The following is a 6824-nucleotide window of genomic DNA, read 5'->3' as shown; positions in this document are numbered from 1 at the left end:
CTGGGATGCGCTCCGGATGAACATGATGATCTCATATCAGGAACTTGTTCGCACCTTCCTTAGATCTGACAGGTTAAATGACGTGGCTCATGGTTTTTATTTTTTCCTTTGCCGTGCTTCAGTGACCGTAAGCCCTATTTCAGCCTTTTCAGTCGTCCTGTTTACACCTGGATTTGAATTTCCAAGCTTTCACGGTTTTTATCACAGGTTGCACTGTGACCTGTGATATAGCAGAGCAGCCTGGCAGCAAGTTGAAACCTGTTGCGAGGAAATGATAAACAGAAGCTTTATTACATGCTGTAATACAGCATGACGTTGTAGCTGATGAGGTAGCAGAAATTGATTGCGAAATTAAATGTTGAAGAACAAGACGTTGGGGCCTTGTACCAACAGTTGACGGGTCGCTCGATGAAGGAAATTTTGTTTCATCTATTTGAACAGCAAAGCTTTACCCATCGGGATGCGTTGGATCTGGATCTCCTTTGGGCAGAATATGAATTCACCGATGAGCTGATTGCCGAGATCTTCGGTGACTACTGCCGGGAGAATCCAATTCGCATGACGACCTATCAGGAAGCGATTTTGTGGCATTCAGATAAGGATCTGGTTCCCAGTGCGATCACCAAGGCGGAATTCGAAATGGGGTCGCAGATGTTTCATGAAAAGGCCGCGATTTTTAACGGTACCGTGCGCCTGATTGGTGGTTATCTCAATGATGACACCCCGAATCGCAAGGGGCTGTGTCGCTGGATTGCGCCCAACACCTTCGCCATGCTGTATGTGGTTCGGCAGGCGCGGGGCCCCTTCATGGGCTTCTTCTTCCCGCGGGATGGCGGCACCACAGTGAGTCAGGTCATGCACTAATCTGCTGCTCGAGCCTGGATCTTTGCCCGGTGTGCAAGCATCTGCACACCGGGACCGGCTCCCGCTACCAAATCGGCTGGGTTAGAAATGGGTTACTGAGCCGCTCGCGACCGAAGGTCGAGTTTGGGCCGTGTCCCGGAATAAAGGTGATGTCATCCCCCAAGGGCAACAGTTTCTCGGTAATGCTGGCGATGAGATCGCTATGATTGCCTTGTGGGAAGTCGGTTCGGCCAATCGATCCTTGGAACAAGACATCGCCCACCAGAGCCAGTTTGCTGGGCTGATGCAAGAACACCACATGCCCCGGCGTATGTCCTGGACAATGCAGGACTTGCAACTGCTGGTTGCCCAGCGTCAGGATGTCACCCTCCTCAAGCCAGCGATCAGGCACAAATGCTTCGGTCAAGGGAAAACCAAACATCTCGGATTGTGCAGGCAGCGCTTGTAGCCAAAAGGCATCGGTAGGGTGAGGGCCGATGATCGGGCAGCCCGTTGCCTGACGTATTTCGTCAGCGGCCCCGACATGGTCCAGATGGCCATGGGTCAACCAGACGGCGGTCAGCGTCAGTCCATGATTGGCAATCACAGAAAGAAGATGCTTCATCTCGCCACCTGGATCGACCAAGGCGGCGGCATTCGTTTCATCACACCACAACAGCGTACAATTCTGCATGAACTGGGTGACGGGAAGTATTTGATATTTAAGCATATGGATTCCTGTGCAAGATCCGTCTAAATCATGTTGTCGATTCTATCCTGCCGGGGTGATGCACTCCAACCGCTCTTACTGCGGAGGCTTGTGCATGGATGCCAACTCCCGAGCCAGCTGGGCATGAAACTCCTCAGTCCAGTGCAGGCCATCGGCTCCAGGGCAAAAAAGGTTGTCGGTCTGGTAACAGGGAATATGCCACTCCCGAGCAGTGGTGAGCCATAGTTCACCGAGTTCCTGGCTGGCCTGCTGCTGTCCGGCAAATAGCGTCTGCCACCCCGTCGTCAACCGCCCCAAAGGGGCGGGGGCAATCAAGGTCAACGCCGAGCTCGGTGCCAGCGCCTGCCAGACCTGTAGGTAACGTTCGAGCGCCTGTTGGCATTGCTGCGGCGTTGCGCCAGCGGCCAGATCATTAATGCCCAACGCCAACACCAGATCGGCAGGCCGAGCCCGCAAACAGCGCTGCCAATCCTCAAAACCAGGCTCCAGACCCGATTGTGGTCGGGCAAACCACAGGGTTCGTCCTGGCTTGCCTTCCAGCTGCAACGGACGATCTAACCGCTGTGCCAGTTGTTGAGGCCAGCACAGAGCGGCAGGATAACGACCCCCTCGGGGATCAAAGCCCCATGTGTTCGAGTCGCCAAAACAGAGCAGCAGAGGAGCTATTTCGTTCATCATACCGTGATCCAAACAGTGGGGGCGGAAGAGGTCATGGCCTATCCCGGTGGCAACATAGTGAACGCTGCCAGCCCATGATGCCCATGATGTGTGCTCGGGCTATCGGGCATGCGGTCGTGGCTGAAAACTTAAGGCTTGCAGGTATTCCCGACAGGCCGAGGCATCGCCCTCGAACACAATTTTTGCCGCACGATCCCGCAGATGTCGCAGGTAAATAGGATCGTAATAATCGACCAGCAGGCGCTCAATCCAGATATCGTGACCGGAAACATCGCCGTGCTGAAATTGCGCCTGTAACGCCTCGGCCAATGCGCCCTGCAGATGGTGGCAGCGCTCGGTTCCCAGCCGCCGCTCCAGTTTGCCAAGACTGGTTTGCAAAAAACGGCCGAGTGCTTCTGCTGCCGCATCCGTTGTCATCTGCTGGCTGAATCGGACTAGCAGCCCGGTGACATATTCGGCGCGGATCCGGTTAATCCGCTCGGCCAAGGGCGCGTGCAACAAGATGAGCGGCGCCTGCTCCATGCTGGTGTACAGCGGCAGTGGCAAGGTGCAACGACCGATCATCCGGCTTTCATCCTCCAGGATGAGATGGGTTTGCCCGGTTTGTTCCCGTTGTAGCAGCTCGATAGCGAGGTTATTTTCAAAATTGATATTACAAGGCTGACCCTCGGGTAGGGCACCAAAACTGGAGCCCCGGTGATGAGCGTGGCCTTCCAGATCGACCGCCGCCGGTAGCTGCGCTAACAGGTCGGTCTTGCCACAGCCGGTCATGCCGGTGACCAGCCATAAAGGATCGCGCGTGCTGATGCGGGTCAGTGTAGCAATCAAAAATTGCCGCAACGCCTTATAACCGCCTGTCACTCGCGGGACGACACAGCCCCGCTCGGCTAACCATTGCTGAACCGTCTGCGAGCGCAATCCACCGCGAAAACAATAGAGCACGCTGTCCGGATGTTGACGGATCTGTGTGAGCCAGGCTTGGAGCCGTTGCTCCCTATTTTCTCCGCTAACCAACTGATGCCCCAGTGCAATCGCCGCCTGCTGGCCCTGTTGCTTGTAGCAGGTTCCCACGGCTGCACGCTCCTCATCGCTCATCAGCGGTAAGTTAATCGCCCGGGGGAAGGCACCTTCGGCAAATTCAATCGGTGCGCGCAAGTCAATCAGCGGGCGCTGTTGTAAGAACAGCGCCGCGTAGTCTTCGAGGCAAGGTAACGGGGTTGTCATCAGGCGCTCAACTCGATGCGGTGGTTAGCGGTCGCGTGTTGTAATCGACCAATCGGGTGCAGTGTCAAGCCAGCGTCCTGGGCACAGGTGTGAAATTCAGCCACGGCCTCAGGCCGTACTGCAACCAACAAACCGCCACTGGTTTGTGGATCACACAACAGTTGTTGCTGACGCTGAGTCAAAGGCGCGATCTTGTGGCCATAGGCTTCAAAATTCCGTCCGGTACCACCCGGTACACAACCCGCCTGCAGGTAATCATCGATGGCTGGGAGCAGCGGGATGGCTTCCATATCCAGGTTGGCACTCAGGTTGGCCCCTTCGCACATCTCGATGAGATGGCCCGCGAGCCCGAAGCCGGTGACATCGGTCAGGGCCGTTACGCCAGGAAGTTTGGAAAATTCGGCTCCGGCCTTGTTCAAGGTGCACATCCAGTCAATTGCCAGTCGCGCATGCTCGGCTTGCAGTCGCTGCTTTTTTTGTGCCGTGGTCAGGATGCCGATCCCCAGCGGTTTGGTGAGGAACAGTAGATCGCCAGCTTGAGCCGTGTCATTTCGCTTGAGCTGCGAGAGCTCAACCAGGCCGTTGACGGCGAGACCAAAAATGGGCTCGGGTGAGTCAATGCTATGACCGCCGGCTAACGAAATCCCGGCATCCCGACACGCCTGTCGGCCACCATCCACCACGGCCTGGGCAATCTCGGCGCCGAGTAGCTGCACGGGCCAGCCAAGAATGGCGATGGCAACCAGCGGGGTTCCGCCCATCGCATAGATATCACTGATGGCATTGGTCGCGGCGATACGGCCGAAGGTAAAGGGGTCGTCGACAATCGGCATGAAGAAATCGGTGGTCGAGATCAGTCCCCGGCCATCGCCCAATGCCACCACGGCAGCATCATCCTTACTGTGATATCCCACGACGAGCTTGGGATCGGTGAAGGCCGGCAGTTGGCTACGCAGAATGGTATCCAGCACTTTGGGAGAAATCTTGCAACCGCAACCGGCACCATGGCTGTATTGGGTCAAACGGATGGGATCAGACATCAAATCCTCACTCAATGTATGGCGAAGGCGATGATTATACGCAGACCGCCGTTATTTGTCGGCCGATGATATGCACTTGCTCCTTGACGAGTGGCGCCTGTGGTCGCTGAAGAGCCAAAGGGCAGGGGAACTTGCATGTCATTAAATCATCATGAAAGTGCCATGGAAAAGCGACACAAGTGCGTGATCCTGTGCCGGTACCCGCTCTTAAATACTCCAATATCCGGAACTCAACGCCATGAAATTAAAAAAACGCCAACTTCGTCAACGCCATCTCTGGTTTGCCGTGTGGAATCAGGAAACCAGTACCTCGGAATATGCATTCAGTTCACAGCCTCAGGCTAAAATCAGTAGCCGGTAACCAAAACTGCTGACCATCGCTTGGTAATCATCACACTGCTTTGCCACCATGAAAGAAAAACCGGTGGTGATGTATGTATCTGGAACAGATTGAAATATCAGGCTTTCGCGGCATCAATCGACTCTCCATTACGCTGCAGCAAACAACCGCCCTGATTGGTGAAAATGCCTGGGGTAAGACCAGTTTACTGCGCGCCCTCTGGTGTTTATTGGGACAAGGGGTGGTTCCCTATCAATTCGAATTGGCCGATTTCCATCACGCCGACGACGCCGATGTTCCCTCCAGCCACCATGTGCACATAGTGCTCACCTTCCGCGAATACCGCCCCGATATGTGTCAGCACTCCGAGCGTCTGTCCCGCTTGGCCAAGATCTGGTGTCGCAGCAAGGATGGTTTGCACCGCATCCATTATCGGGCGGCCGCCGAATTGATGGCGGATGGCCGGGTCGAGTCAGAACATGGTTTTCTCGATGCTCAGGGCCACAACTTGTTGATCCCCGAGCCTGAGCCGCTGATCCATCTGCTGATGTTGATGAACCCGGTGCTGCGATTGCGAGATGCCCGTAGCACCCGTTACGGTGGCGATGATTGCGCGGCCCAGTGGCAGGATCAGCTGGATAGGGTATCGCAACGGGTCTTGGACGAGGATAGCAGTGGTATCGATGAGCCCACGTTACGTCAAGGCATGGGTGCGGTCCGCAGCCTGATGGAGCACTATTTGAGTCATTTGCCACCGCTGCGGACCAAGCCGCGCAATGCCCGCGAAATTGTGTCGAAACCAACCAGCTTGCGTGGTCTGGGCGCGTTGCAAGAGCTATTGCGCGGTGGGGCTCATGGCCGCGCAGTGGAGCTGGCGATGGCCGGGTTGGGGGGGGCCTTGCTCGCGGCGCGTGGCGATCGGGAGATCGAGGTCGGCGCCCGTCCCATCTTGATCCTGGAAGACCCCGAGAGTCGACTGCATCCAACCATGCTGGCCTTGGCCTGGGGCTTACTTGAACAGCTGCCCGGGCAAAAAATCCTGACCACCAATTCTGGAGATCTGCTGACCTCTATCCCATTAGGACAAATTCGCCGCTTGGTCCGTCAGCCCCACGAAACCCGGGCCTTTAGTCTCAATGATGAGCAGATGAGTGCCGAAGAGTTGCGGCGGATCACCTTTCATGTGCGCATCAATCGTCCCATGTCGCTGTTCGCGCGGTGCTGGTTATTGGTCGAGGGGGAGACCGAGATCTGGCTGCTTTCGGAGCTGGCAACCATCTGCGGCTACAGTCTGCGCGGCGAGGGGGTGCGGATCATTGAGTTTGCCCAGTGCGGTGTGGCACCGTTGATCAAGGCCGCGCGGGATCTGGGTATCGAATGGCATCTATTGGCCGATGGCGACCAGGCGGGCAGCAAGTACGCAGCCAGTGTCCGAGGGCAACTCAAGGGCGAGCGGGAAACGGATCGGCTCACGCCGCTACCGGCCAAGGATATAGAACATTTTCTGTATCACCATGGTTTTGAGGCGGTATACCGGCGTGAGGCCGGGGTGACAGCACACCAGATGCTACCTCCCAGCAAAGTGATTGAACGGGCTTTGAGCCGACATAGTAAACCCGCTTTGGCGCTGTCGGTGGTGGAGGCGGCCGAGCAGGCAGGGATCGAGCAGATGCCTGCCTTGCTACGGCAAATGTTCAGCAAGGTCATCGCCTTGGCTCGACGACAGAATTAATTCCCCCTCCCTCCGTCAACGGCTCTGTTGCAAAAAACCGCCACAGACAAATAGGCAGGCGGAGCGGGGAGCAACCTGATAGTGACCCTGTATTTCCGGTAAGGGATTGCCCAAGGGAATAATATCCAACGGCGAGGGCAGCGCGGTATCCACAATTCGAGGCGCTGTTCCCTTTACGTGTTGTTGACTATTTTCACCCCACCCGATAACCAGGATTTTGCACTGTTGGGCTCTTGG

General features: G+C 56.1%; 9 protein-coding genes. 4 read left to right on the top strand and 5 right to left on the bottom strand.

Annotated elements, in window-relative coordinates; genetic code table 11:
- A partial coding sequence (locus ACYVG7_RS11535; protein ID WP_460883257.1) for a hypothetical protein occupies nucleotides 1-226 on the top strand: 226 nt, incomplete at its 5' end.
- Nucleotides 227-408: 182 nt separating this feature from the next.
- The gene (locus tag ACYVG7_RS11530; RefSeq protein WP_460883256.1) at nucleotides 409-864 is read left to right on the top strand and encodes a hypothetical protein; all 456 of its coding nucleotides are present in this window, start codon (nucleotides 409-411) and stop codon (nucleotides 862-864) included.
- 64 nt (nucleotides 865-928) lie between these two features.
- On the opposite strand, the gene ACYVG7_RS11525 is transcribed toward ACYVG7_RS11530, so the two are convergent.
- The 4 genes from ACYVG7_RS11525 to selD all read right to left on the bottom strand — a co-directional run bounded on the left by ACYVG7_RS11525 (nucleotide 929) and on the right by selD (nucleotide 4515).
- Nucleotides 929-1573: an MBL fold metallo-hydrolase gene (locus ACYVG7_RS11525; RefSeq protein WP_460883255.1), complete on the bottom strand. Its 645-nt coding sequence runs from the start codon at nucleotides 1571-1573 to the stop codon at nucleotides 929-931.
- A gap of 75 nt (nucleotides 1574-1648) precedes the next feature.
- On the bottom strand, nucleotides 1649-2251 hold the full coding sequence (locus tag ACYVG7_RS11520) for a GDSL-type esterase/lipase family protein (protein ID WP_460883254.1): 603 nt from the start codon (nucleotides 2249-2251) through the stop codon (nucleotides 1649-1651).
- Nucleotides 2252-2350: 99 nt separating this feature from the next.
- On the bottom strand, nucleotides 2351-3475 hold the full coding sequence (gene mnmH, locus ACYVG7_RS11515; protein WP_460883253.1) for a tRNA 2-selenouridine(34) synthase MnmH: 1125 nt from the start codon (nucleotides 3473-3475) through the stop codon (nucleotides 2351-2353).
- Nucleotides 3475-4515: a selenide, water dikinase SelD gene (gene selD / locus ACYVG7_RS11510; protein WP_460883252.1), complete on the bottom strand. Its 1041-nt coding sequence runs from the start codon at nucleotides 4513-4515 to the stop codon at nucleotides 3475-3477. Before selD ends, mnmH begins: the two co-directional genes overlap by 1 nt.
- A 238-nt stretch (nucleotides 4516-4753) precedes the next feature.
- Here selD and ACYVG7_RS11505 point away from each other — a divergent pair, with 238 nt between their 5' ends.
- Nucleotides 4754-4876 (top strand): hypothetical protein, encoded by a 123-nt coding sequence (locus ACYVG7_RS11505; protein ID WP_460883251.1) that lies wholly within the window; start codon nucleotides 4754-4756, stop codon nucleotides 4874-4876.
- Between the two features lie 73 nt (nucleotides 4877-4949).
- Complete coding sequence (locus tag ACYVG7_RS11500) at nucleotides 4950-6587, top strand: DUF2813 domain-containing protein (RefSeq protein ID WP_460883250.1); 1638 nt, start codon at nucleotides 4950-4952, stop codon at nucleotides 6585-6587.
- A 15-nt stretch (nucleotides 6588-6602) separates the two neighbouring features.
- On the opposite strand, the gene ACYVG7_RS11495 is transcribed toward ACYVG7_RS11500, so the two are convergent.
- The coding region (locus tag ACYVG7_RS11495) for a hypothetical protein (RefSeq protein WP_460883249.1) at nucleotides 6603-6824 on the bottom strand (222 nt) is incomplete at its 5' end.

It is taken from the genome of Pseudaeromonas pectinilytica, from assembly GCF_054780855.1.
The sequence above is the reverse complement of the archived record's forward strand: the minus strand, read 5'-3'. Positions and strand labels throughout refer to the sequence as shown.

What these genes read in the sequence shown, in the direction of transcription:
- mnmH (WP_460883253.1), bottom strand. Translation starts at nt 3,475, where the DNA reads ATGACAACCCCGTTACCTTGCCTCGAAGACTACGCGGCGCTGTTCTTA.
- ACYVG7_RS11500 (WP_460883250.1), top strand. Translation starts at nt 4,950, where the DNA reads ATGTATCTGGAACAGATTGAAATATCAGGCTTTCGCGGCATCAATCGA.
- ACYVG7_RS11525 (WP_460883255.1), bottom strand. Translation starts at nt 1,573, where the DNA reads ATGCTTAAATATCAAATACTTCCCGTCACCCAGTTCATGCAGAATTGT.
- ACYVG7_RS11505 (WP_460883251.1), top strand. Translation starts at nt 4,754, where the DNA reads ATGAAATTAAAAAAACGCCAACTTCGTCAACGCCATCTCTGGTTTGCC.
- ACYVG7_RS11520 (WP_460883254.1), bottom strand. Translation starts at nt 2,251, where the DNA reads ATGATGAACGAAATAGCTCCTCTGCTGCTCTGTTTTGGCGACTCGAAC.
- ACYVG7_RS11530 (WP_460883256.1), top strand. Translation starts at nt 409, where the DNA reads ATGAAGGAAATTTTGTTTCATCTATTTGAACAGCAAAGCTTTACCCAT.
- selD (WP_460883252.1), bottom strand. Translation starts at nt 4,515, where the DNA reads ATGTCTGATCCCATCCGTTTGACCCAATACAGCCATGGTGCCGGTTGC.